This window comes from Pseudarthrobacter defluvii, assembly GCF_030816725.1.
GTDB classification, from domain to species: domain Bacteria; phylum Actinomycetota; class Actinomycetes; order Actinomycetales; family Micrococcaceae; genus Arthrobacter; species Arthrobacter defluvii_A.
Genome location: NZ_JAUSYG010000001.1, coordinates 2,788,517 through 2,804,305 on the forward strand (window position 1 = coordinate 2,788,517; position 15,789 = coordinate 2,804,305).

The following is a 15,789-nucleotide window of genomic DNA, read 5'->3' on the forward strand; positions in this document are numbered from 1 at the left end:
CCTACTCACAACACCTAGGGGGTACAACCACTTGGGTATTTTCTGAGCAATATGCCCCGTTCGGCACCGGCCCACCGTGCTAGCGTTGCGCATTATGCGAGCTTTGGATGGCACTGACACCCGCCTGTTGTCGGCATTGGCCGAGGATCCGCGCCGGACCGTTGTGGCGCTCGCCCAGAAGCTGGGGCTGTCCCGCAACACCGTCCAGGCCCGGATGGCCCAGCTGGAAAAGAAGCACGCTTTCCTGTCCTTTGAACGGCGCATCAACACGGCAGCGCTGGGATACCCGCTCATGGCCTTCATCTCCGTGCACGTCCAGCAGCAGAAGCTGGGCCGCCTGGCGGAGGAGATCGCGGCCGTCCCCGAAGTCCTGGAGGGGTACGGGCTGACGGGCTCGGCAGACCTGTTGCTGCGCGTGGTGGCCCGGGACGCCGAGGACCTGTTCCGCATCAACGGAAAGATCCTGGCCTGCGACGGCGTGGAGCGGGCGGACACCGCCCTGGCAATGGGCGAACTGATTCCCTTCCGCGTGCAGCCCTTGCTGGAGCGGGGCTCCGAGGGCGCCTAGCGGCAGTGGCCGGTCCCGGGGCGCTGCGGAAAGCACGACGGCGGCGGGCAGGGCTATAGGCTGGTTTTAGTCATGCGCGGGCCGTCGAAAGGCCCGTCCCGCCCGCGGCGCCGGCGCGCCCGTTCGATGAAAGGCTCCCCCTTGAGCAGTTCCGAGGATCTGAGCAGCCCCCAGGACCCGGGCAGTCCCCGGGGCCCGTACCAGCAGGATCCGTACCAGCAGGGCCGGGCGGCCTACGCGCCACAGCAGCTTCCGCCGATGCCGGCGCAGCCGGCACCGTTCGGCCTGCCCGGCGAACCACCCCGGCAGCGGAGCCGGCGGAAGCTGTGGATCATCCTTGGCAGCATCGGCGGGGTGCTGCTGCTGGTGGTAATCGGCGTCGTCATCCTGGTGAACATCGTTGGCAGCGCCACCAACCAGGCCAGGGGCTTGGCGGACGATTTCACCAGGAAGGTGATCGCGGGTGACCCCTCCGGCGCGTACGACGAATACCTTGACCCTGCCCTACAGGAGCAGCTTTCCAAGGAGGCGTTCATCTCCGGCGTGCAGAGCCTGGAGATGGACAGCTCCTGCCGGCCCGCCTACAACGACCTCAAGGTGGCCACCGATAACGGCGTGAAGTCGGCCGAGGTGGTGGGCCAGATCAGCTGCACCGGCAAGAAGGTTGACCTCGCCTACCGGTTCGAGGGAACTAACCAGCTTCGCATGACCACCATCAGGCTGCGCCCCGCGGCCTGACTCTCTGGCCACGAAAAGAGCCCCCGTCCCGCAGCTTGAACAGCTCGCGGGACGGGGGCTCCTTCCATTTTGAGGAACAGGCCGGCGTCGGTCCTAGTGGTCCACGGCCTTTTCGGCTCCGATGCCCGTGAGCGAGCGGACTTCCATCTCCGCCTGCTTGGCCACATCCTCCTGCCTCTTGTCCAGGGTGGTGCCAAGCCAGCCCAGGAAGAAGGCCAGCGGGATGGACACGATGCCCGGGTTGCTGAGCGGGAAGAGGGCGAAGTTTGCCCCGGGGATCATGGAGGTCTTCAGTCCCGATACCACCGGGGAGAAGACGATGAGCAGGATCGCCGAGGCCAGGCCGCCGTACATGCTCCACACGGCGCCCTGGGTGGTGAACTTCCGCCAGAACAGCGAGTAGATGATGGTGGGCAGGTTGGCCGAGGCTGCGACGGCGAAGGCGAGCGCCACCAGGAAGGCGACGTTCTGGCCGTTGGCGAAGATGCCACCCAGGATGGCGAGGATGCCGATCACCACCACGGTGCGCCGTGCCACCCGGACTTCCGTGGCGGCGTCGGCCTTGCCCTTGGCAATGACGTTGGCGTAGATGTCATGGGCAAAGGACGCTGCGGCCGTAATGGTCAGGCCAGCCACCACCGCCAGGATGGTGGCGAACGCCACCGCGGAGATGAAACCGAGCAGCAGTGGCCCGCCCAGGTAGAAGGCCAGCAGCGGGGCGGCGGCGTTGACGCCGCCCGGGGCGGACTTGATGGTGTCCGCTCCCACCAGGGCAGCTGCGCCGTAGCCCAGCACCAGGGTGAACAGGTAGAACAGGCCGATCAGCCAGATGGACCACACCACGGACTTGCGGGCTTCCTTGGCCGTGGGCACGGTGTAGAAGCGCATCAGGACGTGCGGGAGCGCTGCCGTGCCGAGCACCAGGGCCAGGCCCAGGGACATGAAGTCCAGCTTGGAGGTGTCGGTCTTGCCGTACTGCAGGCCCGGGTTGAGGACCGCGGGGTTGTTGGCGGTCTCCACGGCGCCGCCCAGCAGGGCGGAGAGGTTGAAGCCGTAGATCGCAAGGACCCACAGGGTCATGACGGCGGCACCGGCGATCAGCAGCATGGCTTTGATGATCTGGACCCAGGTGGTGCCCTTCATGCCGCCGATCAGGACGTACATGATCATGAGGGCGCCGACGACGACAATCACCAGCGCTTGCCCGCCCCAGTCGCTGATGCCCAGCAGAAGGGAAATCAGGCTGCCCGCGCCGGCCATCTGGGCCAGCAGGTAAAAGAAGCAGACGGCAAGGGTAGAGATGGCGGCGGCGATCCGGACCGGCCGCTGCTTCAGTCGGAAGGACAGCACGTCCGCCATGGTGAACTTGCCGGTGTTGCGCAGCAGTTCAGCCACCAGCAGCAGCGCCACCAGCCAGGCCACCAGGAAGCCGATGGAGTACATGAACCCGTCATAGCCGTTGATGGCGATGGCACCGGTAATGCCCAGGAAGGATGCCGCCGACAGGTAATCGCCGGCGATGGCGGTGCCGTTCTGGGAGCCGGTGAACGAGCGTCCGGCGGCGTAGTAGTCGGCGGCAGTCTTGTTGTTGCGGCTGGCCCGGAACACGATCACCATGGTCACGGCGACGAACAGGCCGAAGATGCCCATGTTCAGCAGGGTGGTGTCCTTGAGGGCGGCGACGTCCACCGTTGCGGGAATTGCGATCATTTGTTGGCTCCGCCCACTCGGTTTCCGTTCTTATCGAATTCGTGCCCCTCGATCTCGTGCCTGATCTCCGAGGCGATGGGGTCCAGCCGCTTGTTGGAGTAGTGCACGTACCAGCCGGTGATGGCGAAGGTGGAGACGAACTGGAGCAGGCCAAGGATCAGGCCGATGTTGATGTTGCCCCAGACCTTGGTGGACATGAAGCCCACCGCGTAGTCGGCAAGCAGGACATAGGCGAAGTACCACAGCAGGAAGGCCACTGCCATGGGGAAGACAAAGCTGCGGTGACGCTTGCGCAGTTCCAGGAACGGCCCGGTCGACTGGACTTGTTCGAAGTCCACGGACGCCGCTGCGTCCGGAGTATGGGCATCGTTACCCATCGTTCCTCCTCATTGAGTTGCCGGAACACACCGGGCGGCAGGCCCTGATCCACACAGGGGCACCGCAGATGTGACAGCAATCACTCTGCCGCCCGGAAGCGGCCGTGTTCCAGCACATTCCCGCCCGTCGTCGCTCAACGGTTGCGATGCTGCGGCAAACGGCACCCGCAGCTACGCTGGGCACCATGCCGGACTCCCCCCTCCTTACCGCCGCGGCCGTGGCGGTAATCGCCATGGCCATTGCCGTCGTCGTCGGCGTGGGCCTGAAGGTGCTCCGCTCCTTCCGTGATCTGGGCACTGATGCCGAGCGCGCCACGTACCACACGCTCCACGCCGCCTCCCAGGCCGGGCAGCACCTGCGGCGCGGCCTGAACCCCGCCGGTGCCGCCAAGGCCAGCCGCCAGCTGCGCGGCCTGCTCGCCTGCGACGCTTTGGCCATCACGGACACTTCAGGCGTGCTGGCCTGGGACGGCGGCGCCGAGGACGTCAGGCCGGGTTTGATGGAACTCGCCGCCGACGTCCTGGCCTCGGGCCGGACCGCCGTGCTCTCCCCCGGAGAAGAAGGGACGGGCGGCCGCCTTGCCGGTGTCATCGCGCCGGTGCGGGCGGGCACACGCGTGGTGGGTGCCGTGGCCGCCTTCGCTCCTTCGGCAGGGGCGGGCCTGGTCCGGGCAACGGGCGAAGTGGCGGACTGGGTGGCCGTCCAGGTGGAACTTGCAGAACTGGACGCCTCCCGGACGCTGCTGATGGAAGCGGAAGTGCGGGCGCTGCGAGCCCAGATCAGCCCGCACTTCATCTACAACTCCCTCAACGCCATCGCGTCCTTCATCAACACGGACCCGGAGCGGGCCAGGGAGCTGGTGGTGGAGTTTGCCGACTTCACCCGCTACTCCTTCCGGCGGCACGGCGACTTCACCACGCTCGCAGAAGAGCTGCGCTGCATCGACCGCTACCTGCTCCTGGAGCGCGCCCGGTTCGGCGACAGGGTCCAGGTCAGCCTGCGCATTGCCCCCGAAGTCCTCAGCACCGTCATCCCCTTCCTCAGCCTCCAGCCGTTGGTGGAAAATGCGGTCCGGCACGGGCTTGAGGCAAAGGCCGGGCCGGGGCATATCAGCATCACCGCTGAGGACGCGGGTGCCTTCGCTGAGGTCACCATTGAGGACGACGGGGTGGGGATGGATCCGGAGCAGCTCCGGTCCGTCCTTGCGGGCCACACCGATGGAGACCATGTGGGCCTGCGGAACGTGGACGCCCGCCTGCGCCAGGTGTACGGCAACGACCACGGGCTGGTGGTGGAAACGGCGCCGGGCGAGGGAACGCTGATCACCATGCGGGTGCCCAAGTCCCAGCCCGGGCACGATGCGTGAGGTGCGTCCTGCCGCTGGAAGTACCCTAGGAGGATGATTAACGTCCTCGTCGTTGATGATGAGCTGCCCGCCGTTGAGGAGCTGGCCTTCCTGCTGGGCAGGGACGAACGCATCGGAAAGGTGCTGCGGGCCACCTCCGGCGCCGAAGCACTCACGGCATTGGCTGCCGGCAGCATCGGCGCGGTCTTCCTGGACATCCACATGCCTGCCGTGTCCGGCCTGGATATTGCAGCCGCCATCGCCCGGAGCAGCAACCCGCCGGCCGTCGTTTTTGTCACGGCGGACGAGGACCACGCCCTGGCGGCGTTCGAACTCGCCGCCGTGGATTACCTGCTCAAGCCGGTCCGTACGGAGCGCCTGGCCCGATCCGTTGCGCGGATCAGTGAACTGCGCGACGGCGGCGCGGCACCTGAGATGATTACCGTTGACCAGGGCGGGACCACCAGGATGATCCGCCGCGACGACGTCACGTACGTCCAGGCCCAGGGCGACTACGCACGGCTGCATACCGCCGATGCGAGCTACCTCATCCGGGTGCCGCTGGCCGACCTGGAGCAGCAGTGGGCTGATGCGGGGTTCATCCGCACCCACCGCTCCTACCTGGTGGCCCTGAAGCATGTGTCCTCGATGAAGCTGGCGGCCGACGGGCCGCGCGTCACGGTGGCGGGCGCCGGTCTTCCCATCAGCCGGCGGCACCTGCCGATCGTGCGGGAGAAGCTTGAGGCCACGAGGATCAGGCCGCACGCATGACGCGGGTCCGGGTGACGGCCCCGCATGCGTCCGTCCGCACTCCTGCCCGCACTCCTGCCCGCAACGGGCAGCGCCCGCTGGAGTCGCGCGAAGCGGCGCAGGATTCAGACGTGGGACAGGTGTTCGTCCGCTCGCTCATCCGGTCGCAGCTGCGCCTGGCCCTGGTGGTGGCGGGCGGTTTCCTGCTGATCCTTGCCGCGTTCCCGTTGATCCTGGTGGCGGTGCCCGGCCTCGCAGACGCGCGGATCGCCGGCATTCCCTTTGGCTGGCTGCTGCTGGGCGCCGGCATCTACCCTGTGATCGGGCTAAGCGCGTGGCTTTACGTCAGGACGGCGGCGCGCAATGAGGCACGGTACCGGGACCTGGCGGGGGAACAGTGATGCACGGGTGAATGCGGGCGTTGCCATCACCGCCGTCACGGTGGTGTCCCTCGCCACCGCCATCATCGGGTTCTACGGGCTGCGGATCTCGCGCACCACCGGTGACTTCTACGTTGCCTCGCGGACCGTGCGGCCCTGGTGGAACGCATCGGCGATCGGGGGTGAATACCTGTCCGCCGCCAGCTTCCTGGGCGTGGCCGGACTCATCCTGCTGTCCGGGACCGACGCGCTCTGGTTTCCGGTCGGCTACACCGCCGGCTACCTGATGCTGTTGCTCTTCGTCGCCGCCCCGCTGCGCCGGTCCGGGGCCTACACCATTCCGGACTTCACCGAGTCCCGGCTCGCTTCCCGGACGGTCCGGCGGGTCACCAGTCTGGTGGTGGTGATGGTGGGCTGGCTGTACATCGTGCCGCAACTCCATGGCGCCGCGCTGACCATCCGGATTGCCACGGGCCTGCCGCCGTGGGTGGGCTCCGTGGCGGTCGTGGTGGTGGTGTGCCTGACGGTGGTGGCCGGCGGGATGCGGTCCATCACCTTCGTCCAGGCGTTCCAGTACTGGCTCAAGCTGACGGCCCTGGCCGTCCCCATCCTGTTCATCATCTTCATGCTGGCAGGCCATGGGGCCGAGCCGCAGTCCCCGCCGGCCGTCAATCCCACGGGCGCGCCGCCGGCGGGACCGTACCAGAATGTCTCCCTGCTGGTGGCGCTGTTGTTCGGCACCCTGGGGCTGCCGCACGTGCTGGTGCGTTTCTACACCAACCCGGACGGGCACTCGGCGCGGCGCACCACACTGATCGTCCTGGGCCTGCTCTCCGTGTTTTACCTCTTCCCCACCGCCTACGGCCTGGTGGCACGCATGTTCGCGCCCGACCTTGCCCGGTCGGGGCAGCCGGACGCCATGGTCCTGCGGCTGCCGGGCGAACTGGTCGGCGGGATGGCGGGTGACCTGCTCTCCGCCCTGGTGGTGGCCGGGGCATTCGCCGCGTTCCTGTCCACCACCTCGGGCCTGGTGGTGTCCCTGGCGGGTGTCATCAGCCAGGACGTCCTGGGCGGCAGCGTCCGGGGGTTCCGGCTCGCGGCCGTCGTGTCCGCCGTCGTCCCCCTTGGCTTTGCCTTCATGACCGGTTCCCTGGCACTGGCCGGCAGCGTGGGACTGGTGTTCGCCTTCACCGCCTCCACAGTCTGCCCCGTCCTGCTGCTGGGCATCTGGTGGCGCGGGCTGACGGACGCCGGGGCCATCGCCGGCATGGTGACCGGCGGGGTGCTGTGCGGTGGGGCGATGATTGCGGGCGCAGTATCGGGTTCGGGCCTGACGCCGCCCTGGCTCGCGCAGCCGGCGGCCTGGAGCGTGCCTGCCGCGTTCGCCGTGATGGTCATCGTGTCCCGGGCCACTTCCCACCGGATCCCGCGCACCATGCCGCGGATCATGACCCGCCTGCACACCCCGGAACGGCCGCTGGCAACCGAACGGTGATCGGGAGGACAATAGCGCCATGTCCATCGAGGACGGCGGTACGTTCCACCAGCAAGGTGCGGTCCCGGCATCCGTGCGGGCGCAGCTGCTCGCCACGGAGCACTGGGGCCTGCTGGCATCACGCAGTACTGCCCAGGGCGAGGTCTTGACCCGGATCAGCATGTTCCTCACCTTCACGTCGGCAAGCCTGGTCAGCGTGGCACTGGTGGGCCAGGCCACGGGGTTTTCCGATGCCTTCGTCCTGCTGGCCGTGATTGTCCTGTTCATCGACGCGGCGATTGGGCTCCTGACCCAGCTCCGCGTAATGAACGTGGCCTACGAGGACCTCATGTACGTCACCGCCATGAACAGGCTGCGGGCCGCCTACGTGGACCTTGACCCGGGCGTGGCACCGTACCTGATGGCGGCCCATCATGACGACGAAGCAGGTTCCCGGCAGACCTACTATTTCTTCGCCAATCGTGGCAGCTTCAGCCAAGTGGCCGGCAGCAGCATGATCTTCATAACCATGGCGAACGCCGCCTTGATAGCCATCCTGGCAGGCCTGCTGGTGACCCTGGCAGGAGCCGGCACGGCAGGGGCCACAGTGACGGGCGCCGTGTGCGGAACCGGGTTCCTCGCTGTGTCCGTCCTGCGCGGGGGCCGACGCTACCGCGAGGTGTGGCGCCGCTTTACGCCGCTGTCCCCCACCCCGCCGTCCGGGGACTGAGCCCCCGCAGCAGTGGCCCCGTCAGTCGATGGCGGCCATCAGTTCGACGACGCGGTCCAGGAAGGCGTCCACCTGCGACTCCTCGTAACCCTCCTGGCCCACGGCAGGACGGAAGACTGCGCGCCGCACACTGTCAACACTCAGGGGCTTGTCCTGCTCAAGGTAGGCGACGAGTTCGTGGCACAGCCGGTCGACGTCGTGCGTGTCGTAGCTGCGTGCATTCTTTTTGCTGGGCCGGCGGAAGCGGTCCCCGTCCGGCCGGTGCAGCCGGCCCCGGAGGATGCCGGACAGGTTTCCGATTTCGCGCAGCCAGGCTTCCTCGCCGCGCGCCGCGATCAGCTCGTCCCGCTCCCGGCGCGCGAAGGCATCCTCGAGCCGGTCCAGTGCGGCATCCACAACGGCAGCAGAGTAGCCGCCCTTGACGGGATCGAAGGACACAGCCCTTACGTCGGAGCTGTTGACGGGGTCGGCGGCAGTTTCGGGCGTTTCCAGGGAAACCCGCGCCCGCTGCAGGAACTGGTCCACCTGCCTGGCGTTGTAGCCGTACTCACTGCGCTGCACGCGCTCAAAGGACGCAGGGATCTGCCGATGAATGTCCAATGCCACTTCGATTCCTTCAATGCTCTTCAGCCGTTGTGCTTCCGCACCAGTTTAAGGTGCCGGGCCTGGTGCGGCCGCCCGGCGCCTGCTTGTTTCAGATGCCCGGCCGCGCCGGGCTGGAGGGGCCTACGTTCAGGCTACGAGTCCGTACAGGATGAACGCCACGGGCGCGGCGAACACGATGGAGTCCAGCCGGTCCATTACGCCTCCGTGCCCGGGCAGGATGCTGCTCATGTCCTTGACGCCCAGTTCACGCTTGACCATGGATTCGGCGAGGTCGCCGGCGGTGGACGCAGCCACCGTTCCCACGGCCAGCACCGCTCCTACCCACCATGGCTTGTCCAGCACGTAGAGGGCGGCGAGGATGCCGATCAGCATGGCTCCGGCTACCGATCCCGCGAAGCCCTCCCATGATTTCTTTGGGCTGATCTTCGGCGCCATGGGGTGTTTTCCGATGGATGCGCCCACCAGGTAGCCGAAGGTGTCGTTGGAGACCACCAGCAGCAGCATGACGGCGATCTCCCACGCTCCGATGGGCGCCAGCCCGTCCGGCCACAGGCCCAGCGGCGTTGTGCCGGCGGCATGGAGGGGAAGGGCAGCGAAACTGATGAAGAACGGCACCCAGCCCAGGGTAAAGACGCCCGCGAAGATGCTGTTGGCCGAGCCTGCGGCACTTTCGATGGACCGCCAGAGCAGGACCGCCACGGCGCTGAGCAGGAGGGCGAACAACTGGGTCTCGATGCCGCCAAAGTACGCCGCGAACGGCAGGGCCAGGGTACCTGTCATGACCGGCACGATTGGCATCCTGGTGCCGTTGGCCTCCAGCGCCCGGTAGATTTCCCAGACGCCAAAGACCGCGAAGGCCGTGACGATGGCTACGAAGGCCAGCGGGAGGAACAACAGCCCGCCCAGGACGGCGATGAGCATGGCCAGGCCCACCACGACGGCGGCAGGCAGGTTGCGCCCCGCCTTTGGCGTCGGGTTGCTCCTGGGCTGCTTCCCCCGTGTGCGCGCCCTGGGTGTGGGGGCCTGATCTGCCTGGCCCATCAGACTTCGAGCAGCTCTGCTTCCTTGCGCTTGAGCAGCTCGTCGATGCCGTCCACGTGGGCTTTGGTCAGGCTGTCCAGTTCCTTCTCGGCACGGTTGCCTTCGTCCTCGCCCGCTTCGCCGTCCTTGACCAGGCGGTCCAGGGTTTCCTTGGCCTTGCGGCGGATGTTCCGGATGGAGACCTTTGCGTCCTCGCCCTTGGTCTTGACGATCTTGACGTATTCCTTGCGGCGTTCCTTGGTCAGTTCAGGAATGGTGATCCTGATGACGTTGCCGTCATTGGAAGGGTTGGCGCCAACCTCGGAATCGCTCAGGGCGCGCTCGATGTCCCGGAGGGCGGACTTGTCGAACGGGGTGATCAGGATGGTCCGGGCGTCCGGGATGGCAAAGGAAGCCAGTTGCTGCAGCGGTGTGGGCGAGCCGTAGTATTCCACCAGGACCTTGTTGTACAGGCCGGGGTTCGCGCGGCCGGTGCGGACGGAAGCGAAGTCTTCCTTGGCTACCTCAACCGCCTTGTCCATCTTTTCTTCGGCTTCGAGCAAGGTTTCTTCGATCACGGTCTCTCCTGACGGTTCTGGTGCGGTCCGGGGCGCCGGTTCCATGCACTCACGTGGTTCTTGGTTGCTGGTTACCATCCCCGCCGGGAAGGGCGGGGACGGAACTGTCCTGGAATCATCCTAGCCGCAGCTAGGCGGTGACCAGCGTGCCCAGCTTCTCGCCAAGGATGGCGCGGGTGACGTTGCCTTCACCCTCCATGCCGAAGACCACCATGGACAGGTTGTTGTCCTTGCACATGGTCATGGCAGTCTGGTCCATGACCCGGATGTCCCGGCGCAGGGCATCGTCATAGCTGAGGGTCTCCAAGCGCTCTGCGGTGGGGTCCTTCTTGGGGTCTGCCGTGTAGACGGCGTCCACCCCGCTCTTGGCCATGAGTACAACGTCGGCGTGGACTTCCAGGGCCCGCTGTGCTGCCACGGTGTCCGTGGAGAAGTACGGCAGGCCGGCGCCGGCGCCGAAGATGACCACGCGGCCCTTTTCCATGTGGCGGATGGCGCGGCGCGGGATGTAGGCCTCGGCCACCTGGCCCATGGTGATGGCGCTCTGCACGCGGGTTTCAACGCCTGCCTGCTCCAGGAAGTCCTGCAGCGCCAGGCAATTCATGACCGTTCCCAACATGCCCATGTAGTCGGCACGGGAGCGGTCCATGCCGCTCTGGGAAAGTTCAGCACCGCGGAAGAAGTTGCCGCCGCCCACAACGATGGCCACCTCAACCTGCGGGACGGCCGCGGCGATCTGCTTGGCAACGTCACGGACGGTTTCGGGATCGACACCCAGCTTTCCGCCGCCGAAGACCTCGCCGGAGAGCTTCAGGAGGACGCGCCGCCGGCTCTTCTCTGAATGCGTGACAGTGTTGACGGCTTCCATGATGCCTTCCCGTTGATGACTTCCGAAAAAAGGGTATCCTGCCGGATCCGGTGGCCGGAACCGGCTGCGCTCCACTTGGACTGGTCTTCCGCTGCTTTAGGGTTCCAGCGGATTGGGCGCATGCAAAAGGGGCGGCCACCGAAGCAGCCACCCCTTTCAGTTTCGACTAGGAGCCGACGCGGAAACGCGTGAACGCAGTTCCCTTGACACCGGCCTCTTCGAGGACCTGTGCCACAGACTTCTTGGCGTCCTTGGCGAATGCCTGGTCAACCAGGACCTCACCCTTGTAGAAGCCCGTCACGCGGCCTTCCACAATCTTGGTGAGTGCGGCTTCGGGCTTGCCTTCAGCCTTGGCGGTCTCTTCGGCGATGCGGCGCTCGGACTCAACGAGCTCGGCCGGAACGTCCTCACGGGTGAGGTAGTTCGGAGCCATGGCTGCGATGTGGACGGCGACGTCGTGGGCGGCGGCGGCTGCTGCTTCGCCTTCACCATCGACTGCGAACAGCACGCCGACCTGGGCCGGGAGGTCCTTGGAGGTCTTGTGCAGGTAAGCGTCGACCGTTGCACCCTCGATGCGGGAGATGCGGCGGACAACAACCTTTTCGCCCAGGATGGCGCCCTCTTCGACGACGACCTCGGACAGCGGCTTGCCGTCGACATCGGTGGCGAGCAGGGTTTCGAGGTCGGCAGCGCCGGACTCGACGGCGACGGCCAGGACCTTGTCCGCCAGCTGGATGAACTTGTCGGCCTTGGCGACGAAGTCGGTCTCGCAGTTGACCTCGATCATGACGCCGACGCCGTTGCTGACCTTGGCGGCCACGAGGCCTTCAGCGGTGGAGCGGCCTTCACGCTTGGTAGCGCCCTTGAGGCCCTTGATGCGGATGATCTCGATGGCCTTCTCGGCGTCACCGTTGGCTTCGTCAAGAGCCTTCTTGACGTCCATCATGCCGGCGCCGGTGCGCTCGCGCAGGGCCTTGATGTCCGCGGCAGTGTAGTTCGCCATGTGAACCCCTCTGTCTAGAAATGTGTGGTGGTGTTACGGACCGACAGGACGGCAGCCCACGGGGGTGGGCCGCCATCCTGTCAGCAGCTCCGGCTGCGGACAGCGCGGAGAATCCGGATATTGCGTGTCTTACTTGGCGTCTTCGGCGGGAGCCTCAGCGGCAGCAGCCTCGGCAGCGGCCGGGGCTTCCTCTGCGGCCGGAGCTTCAGCGTTCTCGGCCGGAGCTGCAGCGGCTTCTGCCTTGTTGCCTTCGAGGAGCTCGCGCTCCCACTCGGCCAGCGGCTCTTCCGGAGCTTCGGTGGCGCCGGTGCCGCGGTTATTGCGGGCGATCAGGCCCTCGGCAACGGCGTCTGCAACAACGCGGGTCAGGAGGTTCACGGAGCGGATGGCGTCGTCGTTGCCCGGGATCGGGAAGTCGACTTCGTCCGGATCGCAGTTGGTGTCCAGGATGGCCACAACCGGGATGTTCAGCTTCTTGGCCTCGTCAACGGCGAGGTGTTCCTTCTTGGTGTCGACAACCCAGAGCACGGAGGGAGCCTTGGTCAGGTTGCGGATACCGCCCAGGTTGGACTCCAGCTTGGTGAGCTCGCGCTTGAGGAGCAGGAGTTCCTTCTTGGTGTAAGCGGAACCGGCGACGTCGTCGAAGTCGATCTCTTCGAGTTCCTTCATGCGCTGGATGCGCTTGGCAACCGTCTGGAAGTTGGTCAGCATACCGCCGAGCCAGCGCTGGTTGACGTAGGGCTGGCCCACGCGGGTTGCCTGCTCGGCGATTGCTTCCTGGGCCTGCTTCTTGGTGCCGACGAAGAGTACGGTGCCGCCGTGGGCGACAGTGGCCTTGACGAACTCGTAGGCACGGTCGATGTAGGACAGCGACTGCTGGAGGTCGATGATGTAGATGCCGTTGCGCTCGGTGAAGATGAAGCGCTTCATCTTCGGGTTCCAACGGCGGGTCTGGTGTCCAAAGTGGACGCCGCTGTCAAGCAGCTGGCGCATGGTTACGACGGGCATTCCGGCGCTCCTTATTTTCCGGCAGGTCATTCATGAGAAAACCCGGAGGCTTCTTACCCTGCCAATAGTTGACGGTTGATCAGCGTGGCCCGGACGGGCCGTGCTCCTGGCATCCACCGTTCTTCCCATCAGGAACAAAGCCTGACCGCAGGAAGTGCGGTCCTCCGTGGACGACGCCGGGGCGTGCGCTGCCGGAGGGCTGGATGCGCGTAGTCAGCCGCCGCTCCCCCACACTCCTGAATGAGATGTGCCGACGCATTCCGGACAGGGGCGTGCACCGCGGGGGTGGACCACTGGGACGGGAGGCGTTGAGGGCGCAGCAAACTGCTCCACCAAGTGTACTACAGGCGCCCCCTGCCGCCGGACGATGATCTGCCTGGCCGGACGGTTGTCCACATAGCCCCAAGTGGCCCTCCCCCGCCCGGCATCCGCCAGGCAGGCTGGGGGCATGAGACCATCAGTCCTCCTGGCCGCACTCCTGCTGCTGCCGGCGTCGGTGGCCTCCCCCGGCCCGGCTTTCCAGTACGGCAGCCCAGTTGCGGGGCAGTCATTCCCGGGCCAGTCCGCGGCTGTCCAGCCGGAATGGACGACGGCGGCTGCCGGGGTGGGTGCCAGGCCCTCCTGGCAGTGGCCGCTCGCACCGCGTCCGCGCGTGCTGCGGAGTTTCGATCCCCCGCCCAAGCCCTGGCTCAGTGGGCACCGCGGCGTGGACCTGGACTTCGCCGCGGGCACGCAGGTGGTGTCGCCCGCGGCGGGAACGGTCAGCTTCGTGGGGGTGGTGGTGGACCGGCCCGTCATCACCATCGACCACGGGGGCGGGCTGCGCAGCAGTTTCGAACCGGTGGACAGCCCACTGGTTGCCGGCTCCGCCGTGGCTGCCGGCCAGGTGATCGGAACGGCCGTACCCGGTCACTGCCCGGCGGCCCAGTGCCTGCACTGGGGAGTGCGGGAAGGAGAGGTCTACGTCAATCCCCTGCAGTTCGTCCTGGACCTTCGCCCGTCCATCCTGCTTCCATTGCCGGGCCCACCGTAGGCCACGCGCGCCACGCCATGAAGCTGCTGGATGAAGCATGCGGTACGGCGGTGGTGGATGCGCGACGGCGGGCTGAACAGTGGCCGCCGAACAGTGGTTGGTGAGACGGTGGCAGACTGGACCGTGGCGGGTCAGACGATGGCCGAGATGCCGGTGATGGCCCGGCCCGTCACCAGCGTATTGATCTCGGCTGTGCCCTCATAGGAGTAGATGGCTTCGGCGTCGGCGAAGATCTTGGCCATCTCATAGTCGGTCACGATGCCGTTGCCGCCCAGGATGCCGCGGCCCAGGGCCACGCTCTCCCGCATGCGCGCCGTGGCGAAGGCCTTGGCCAGTGCGGACTGTTCGTCCTTCGCCGCGCCTTCGTCCTCCAGTTGCGACAGCCGGACCATCATGCCCATGGAACTGACGATATTGCCCAGGATCCGGACCAACTGGTCCTGGATGAGCTGGAAAGAGGCCAGCGGCCGGCCGAATTGGTGCCGCTCCACCGCATAGCGGCGGGCAACATCGAAGGCGGCCAGCTGGAGGCCCACAGCCTGCCAGGCAACGGAAAGCCGGGTGGCTTTGAGCACCTTGTTGACGTCACGGAAGCTGTTGGCGTTGGCCAGCTTGAAGTGGTCGGGGACCACCACATCCGTCAGGACAATGTCAGCGTTCTGGACGGTGCGAAGGGAGATCTTGTTTTCGATCTTGGTGGCGCTGAATCCAGCAAGGGTGGTGTCCACCAGGAAGCCCTTGACCTGGTTGTCAGCCACGTCGCGGGCGTAGACCACCACCCAGTCGGAGAACGTGGCGTTGCCAATCCACCGTTTCGCCCCGTTGAGGACCCAGGTGTCGCCGTCCCTGCGCGCCGTGGTGCGCGTTCCACCGGCCACATCGCTGCCGCCCAGCGGCTCGGTCAGGCCGAAGGCGCCGATCTTCTTCAGGGCGTAAATATCGGGCAGCCACTCGTCCTTCTGCTCCTGGGAAGCCAGCAGTTCGATGGAGCCGGTGAACAGCCCGTCGTGCACTCCAAGGAAGGTTGCGATCGAGGCGTCCGCGCGGGTTACCTCGGCGTGGAGCATGCCCGCGAAGAGGTTGGAGTACCCCTGCCGCCGGACCGGGCTGACCAGGTCCAGGTCGGCGAACTTGGGCACCAAATCCATGGGAAACTCCCCGCGGTTCCAGCAGTCGACGGCAACGGGCCTGACCTCGCGGGCCAGGAAGTCGCGGACTTCGGCGAGCCGGTCCTGCTCCTTGCCGGACAGAAGCTGCTCGAATGCGAAGAAATCGCCGTCGGCGTAGGGAAGCTCGTGGGATTCGGCTGCAGAGGTTGCCATGGGTACCTTCTTGGGTGGTCAGCGCTGGCCATGCCGCGGAACGGAGCACGGTATGTTACTGGGCAGTAACATACCTCAGGTACCGGGGTTAACCAAGAACGCCGCGGCCAACGAAGATCGTCGGCCGCGGCTGGGGGTAGGGCTACTCGGACTTGAACCGAGGACCTTAGGATTATGAGTCCCGCGCTCTAACCAGCTGAGCTATAGCCCCCAAACCCCGGGAGTACGTATTCGGACCAGGCACTCCAGCAGGGCAAAAACACTCTAGCAAACCCGGG

The 15,789-nt window shown here is 66.4% G+C and carries 17 protein-coding genes and 1 tRNA gene; 8 read left to right on the top strand and 10 right to left on the bottom strand.

Features of this window, described 5'->3' with window-relative positions; all coding sequences use genetic code 11:
- Positions 1-94: 94 nt before the first annotated feature.
- Positions 95-568: an Lrp/AsnC family transcriptional regulator gene (locus tag QF031_RS13110; RefSeq protein ID WP_307428744.1), complete on the top strand. Its 474-nt coding sequence runs from the start codon at positions 95-97 to the stop codon at positions 566-568.
- 141 nt (positions 569-709) lie between these two features.
- Positions 710-1,306 (top strand): hypothetical protein, encoded by a 597-nt coding sequence (locus QF031_RS13115; protein ID WP_307428747.1) that lies wholly within the window; start codon positions 710-712, stop codon positions 1,304-1,306.
- A gap of 93 nt (positions 1,307-1,399) precedes the next feature.
- Here the strand turns inward: QF031_RS13115 and QF031_RS13120 are convergent, their stop codons facing one another.
- Both QF031_RS13120 and QF031_RS13125 read right to left on the bottom strand, forming a co-directional pair.
- Positions 1,400-3,016, bottom strand: a complete 1,617-nt coding sequence (locus QF031_RS13120; protein ID WP_307428750.1) for a solute symporter family protein — start codon at positions 3,014-3,016, stop codon at positions 1,400-1,402.
- The gene (locus QF031_RS13125; RefSeq protein ID WP_307428755.1) at positions 3,013-3,393 is read right to left on the bottom strand and encodes a DUF485 domain-containing protein; all 381 of its coding nucleotides are present in this window, start codon (positions 3,391-3,393) and stop codon (positions 3,013-3,015) included. Before QF031_RS13125 ends, QF031_RS13120 begins: the two co-directional genes overlap by 4 nt.
- 185 nt (positions 3,394-3,578) lie before the next feature.
- Here QF031_RS13125 and QF031_RS13130 point away from each other — a divergent pair, with 185 nt between their 5' ends.
- From QF031_RS13130 to QF031_RS13150, 5 genes are read left to right on the top strand one after another with little or no spacing between them, the layout of a single operon-like run.
- Positions 3,579-4,760, top strand: a complete 1,182-nt coding sequence (locus tag QF031_RS13130) for a sensor histidine kinase (protein WP_307428759.1) — start codon at positions 3,579-3,581, stop codon at positions 4,758-4,760.
- Between the two features lie 33 nt (positions 4,761-4,793).
- Complete coding sequence (locus QF031_RS13135) at positions 4,794-5,510, top strand: LytR/AlgR family response regulator transcription factor (RefSeq protein ID WP_307428762.1); 717 nt, start codon at positions 4,794-4,796, stop codon at positions 5,508-5,510.
- Positions 5,507-5,890, top strand: coding sequence for a hypothetical protein (locus tag QF031_RS13140; RefSeq protein ID WP_307428766.1), 384 nt, complete (start codon positions 5,507-5,509; stop codon positions 5,888-5,890). Before QF031_RS13135 ends, QF031_RS13140 begins: the two co-directional genes overlap by 4 nt.
- A 7-nt stretch (positions 5,891-5,897) precedes the next feature.
- Positions 5,898-7,364, top strand: coding sequence for a sodium/solute symporter (locus tag QF031_RS13145; protein ID WP_307428769.1), 1,467 nt, complete (start codon positions 5,898-5,900; stop codon positions 7,362-7,364).
- Positions 7,365-7,383: 19 nt separating this feature from the next.
- Complete coding sequence (locus QF031_RS13150) at positions 7,384-8,073, top strand: hypothetical protein (RefSeq protein ID WP_307428772.1); 690 nt, start codon at positions 7,384-7,386, stop codon at positions 8,071-8,073.
- A 21-nt stretch (positions 8,074-8,094) separates the two neighbouring features.
- On the opposite strand, the gene QF031_RS13155 is transcribed toward QF031_RS13150, so the two are convergent.
- The 6 genes from QF031_RS13155 to rpsB all read right to left on the bottom strand — a co-directional run bounded on the left by QF031_RS13155 (position 8,095) and on the right by rpsB (position 13,156).
- Positions 8,095-8,679 (bottom strand): DivIVA domain-containing protein, encoded by a 585-nt coding sequence (locus QF031_RS13155; protein WP_307428774.1) that lies wholly within the window; start codon positions 8,677-8,679, stop codon positions 8,095-8,097.
- 126 nt (positions 8,680-8,805) lie between these two features.
- Complete coding sequence (locus QF031_RS13160) at positions 8,806-9,720, bottom strand: phosphatidate cytidylyltransferase (RefSeq protein WP_307428777.1); 915 nt, start codon at positions 9,718-9,720, stop codon at positions 8,806-8,808.
- Positions 9,720-10,277, bottom strand: coding sequence for a ribosome recycling factor (frr, locus tag QF031_RS13165; protein WP_307428780.1), 558 nt, complete (start codon positions 10,275-10,277; stop codon positions 9,720-9,722). The genes QF031_RS13160 and frr overlap by 1 nt, the downstream gene beginning before the upstream one ends.
- A gap of 130 nt (positions 10,278-10,407) precedes the next feature.
- A complete protein-coding gene (gene pyrH, locus QF031_RS13170) occupies positions 10,408-11,145 on the bottom strand; it encodes a UMP kinase (RefSeq protein ID WP_043452869.1) in 738 nt (245 codons plus the stop codon).
- 166 nt (positions 11,146-11,311) lie between these two features.
- On the bottom strand, positions 11,312-12,148 hold the full coding sequence (gene tsf, locus QF031_RS13175; RefSeq protein ID WP_141940723.1) for a translation elongation factor Ts: 837 nt from the start codon (positions 12,146-12,148) through the stop codon (positions 11,312-11,314).
- Positions 12,149-12,277: 129 nt separating this feature from the next.
- Positions 12,278-13,156: a 30S ribosomal protein S2 gene (gene rpsB, locus QF031_RS13180; protein ID WP_307428783.1), complete on the bottom strand. Its 879-nt coding sequence runs from the start codon at positions 13,154-13,156 to the stop codon at positions 12,278-12,280.
- Between the two features lie 448 nt (positions 13,157-13,604).
- On the opposite strand from rpsB, the gene QF031_RS13185 reads away from it, so the two are divergent.
- Positions 13,605-14,189, top strand: a complete 585-nt coding sequence (locus tag QF031_RS13185) for a murein hydrolase activator EnvC family protein (protein WP_307428785.1) — start codon at positions 13,605-13,607, stop codon at positions 14,187-14,189.
- Between the two features lie 131 nt (positions 14,190-14,320).
- Here the strand turns inward: QF031_RS13185 and QF031_RS13190 are convergent, their stop codons facing one another.
- Together QF031_RS13190 and QF031_RS13195 are read right to left on the bottom strand one after the other, a co-directional pair.
- Positions 14,321-15,511, bottom strand: coding sequence for an acyl-CoA dehydrogenase family protein (locus QF031_RS13190; RefSeq protein WP_307428787.1), 1,191 nt, complete (start codon positions 15,509-15,511; stop codon positions 14,321-14,323).
- Positions 15,512-15,648: 137 nt separating this feature from the next.
- Positions 15,649-15,722, bottom strand: a tRNA-Ile gene (locus QF031_RS13195).
- Between the last annotated feature and the right edge of the window lie 67 nt (positions 15,723-15,789).

Coding starts and splice junctions, on each gene's coding strand:
- QF031_RS13150 (WP_307428772.1), top strand. CDS start 7,384: ATGTCCATCGAGGACGGCGGTACGTTCCACCAGCAAGGTGCGGTCCCG.
- QF031_RS13120 (WP_307428750.1), bottom strand. CDS start 3,016: ATGATCGCAATTCCCGCAACGGTGGACGTCGCCGCCCTCAAGGACACC.
- QF031_RS13160 (WP_307428777.1), bottom strand. CDS start 9,720: ATGGGCCAGGCAGATCAGGCCCCCACACCCAGGGCGCGCACACGGGGG.
- QF031_RS13130 (WP_307428759.1), top strand. CDS start 3,579: ATGCCGGACTCCCCCCTCCTTACCGCCGCGGCCGTGGCGGTAATCGCC.
- tsf (WP_141940723.1), bottom strand. CDS start 12,148: ATGGCGAACTACACTGCCGCGGACATCAAGGCCCTGCGCGAGCGCACC.
- QF031_RS13110 (WP_307428744.1), top strand. CDS start 95: ATGCGAGCTTTGGATGGCACTGACACCCGCCTGTTGTCGGCATTGGCC.
- rpsB (WP_307428783.1), bottom strand. CDS start 13,156: ATGCCCGTCGTAACCATGCGCCAGCTGCTTGACAGCGGCGTCCACTTT.
- QF031_RS13190 (WP_307428787.1), bottom strand. CDS start 15,511: ATGGCAACCTCTGCAGCCGAATCCCACGAGCTTCCCTACGCCGACGGC.
- QF031_RS13140 (WP_307428766.1), top strand. CDS start 5,507: ATGACGCGGGTCCGGGTGACGGCCCCGCATGCGTCCGTCCGCACTCCT.
- pyrH (WP_043452869.1), bottom strand. CDS start 11,145: ATGGAAGCCGTCAACACTGTCACGCATTCAGAGAAGAGCCGGCGGCGC.
- QF031_RS13125 (WP_307428755.1), bottom strand. CDS start 3,393: ATGGGTAACGATGCCCATACTCCGGACGCAGCGGCGTCCGTGGACTTC.
- QF031_RS13135 (WP_307428762.1), top strand. CDS start 4,794: ATGATTAACGTCCTCGTCGTTGATGATGAGCTGCCCGCCGTTGAGGAG.
- QF031_RS13185 (WP_307428785.1), top strand. CDS start 13,605: ATGAGACCATCAGTCCTCCTGGCCGCACTCCTGCTGCTGCCGGCGTCG.